Consider the following 1818-nt stretch of genomic DNA (forward strand, 5'->3'; position numbering starts at 1 on the left):
CAGCTCGGCGATCCACGATAGGCGGCTTTATCGATCACCGCCCTGTCGCTCCGCTCTCGGCCTTGTCCCGCCTCGCCCCGCCACCCGCGCGCGCTCCTAAAGAGTAAGCCACGCGACCTGCCGAAACGGACGGGGACCAAAAACGGCCCCGCTCAGCCTATCCCCGCCGCCGTATTGGGCCGGATCCAAACGCCCTCCCCCGCGACGGGGACAGCTCTGAGTATGGCGGCAGTTTCAACGCGGATCACAGAGCGGCGCGTAAAAGTGACAAGCCGTTGAAATCGCTGGATTCGATTTCGTCTACGCGGATCATGGAGCGCCGCGAACGCTCGTACTCGCCCCCTCCGCGCCTACGGCGCTCCTCCCCCGGAGGGGGAAGAAGGCTCGCGTTCCCTTCCGCCCCTTCCGGGGGGGCGGACGACCTGCGAAGCAGGTCAGGTGGGGGCCTGCGGCGGCGGCCGGCTTAGAACACCACCGCCAGCGCCGCGACGCCCGCCAGGCCGGCGACGAAAGTCACCAGGAGCGGCCCGGCCGCCTTCGCGCCCGCCGAGCCGCGCGCGATCGTGAAGGCCAGGCCCGCCTTGACCAGGGTGTTGGCCAGGATCGGGGCGGCCAGGATCAGGCCGGCGAGCTTGGGGGTCAGGCTTCCCGCGGGCAGGCGGCTCATGGCGATGATGGCCGCGTCGACATCGACCATGCCTGAAATCCCCAGAACGGTCGCGAGGCCCGCGCCGCCAAAAGCCTGCATAGCCCAGCGGCCAGCTAGCGTGATCACCATCACCAGGCCCGCCAGCAGCAAGGCGGGCCCCAAGTCGAAGGGGTTGCGAACCGATGGCGCGGGGCCATCGCTCGTAGACGCTGACTTCATTCGTCGCGCCCAGCCGACATAGGCCGCGCCCACCAGACCCGCTGGAACCGCCACCAGCGCGAAGGCCGACAAGGCGAACGGCGCGAGCACGGCGACAAGGACCAGCACCCGCACGATCATGACTGTCGAGGCCAGGGCGATCCCGGCGACCGGCGCCGTGGTCTCGCCGTCCGACTTGCGAATGCGCGCGGCCATGGCGGCGGTGACGGCGGTCGAGGAGACCACCGCCCCGACCGCAGCGGTCGCCAAGACGCCCTTCTCGGCGCCCAGCCTGCGGCTGGCCGCATAGCCGATCAGCGACAGGCCCGAGACCAGCACGACCACCGTCCAGATTCCGCGCGGGTTCCAGGCGTCCATGGGCCCGAACGCGCGGTTGGGCAGCAGTGGCAGAATGGCCAGCGAGATCAGGGCGAAACGGACGATGGCCTGCAGTTCAAGCTCGCTCAGGCCCTCCACCCATTCATGCAGCCGCTTGCGCTGGGCCAGGATCAGGGTGGTCAGCGCCGCCAGCACGCAGGCCAGGGTCCACTGGCCAGCGGCGGCCAGCGCGCCGAGGCCCAGGGTGATGATGCCGACGACGGTGGTGGTGGCGCTCAGCTCATCCTTGGCGGCGGCGCCCGCATAGCCGATCAGCAGGGCCGCCGCGGCCGCGATCAGGATCGCCGCGCCGATCAGCGGCGACACGTGCGCGGTCGCCTCCCCCGCCACGCCCCCGGCCAGGCCGAGCAGCGCGAAGGTGCGGATGCCCGCCACCCGCGCGCCATCCGGCTCCATCCGGTGGGACCAGCCGCGCTCGACGCCGATCAGCAGCCCCAGCGCAAAAGCCAAGCCCACGCCGGCGAAAGGCGACAGGGCCTGGATCCATTCTGACAAGGGCCAAACCTCCGCTGCTTAAAGCGGGATGTTATCGTGCTTTTTCCAGGGGTTGGAGAGTTCCTTGCCCTTAAGGC

1 protein-coding gene is annotated in these 1818 nt (G+C 70.0%); it reads right to left on the reverse strand.

The window, feature by feature from the left end:
- Nucleotides 1–463: 463 nt before the first annotated feature.
- Entirely contained in the window at nt 464–1741 is a 1278-nt protein-coding gene (locus AX690_RS16965) for an MgtC/SapB family protein (protein ID WP_066730498.1), read from the reverse strand.
- Nucleotides 1742–1818: the final 77 nt, after the last annotated feature.

This window comes from Caulobacter sp. CCH9-E1 (genome assembly GCF_001556515.1).
Classification (GTDB): Bacteria; Pseudomonadota; Alphaproteobacteria; order Caulobacterales; family Caulobacteraceae; genus Caulobacter.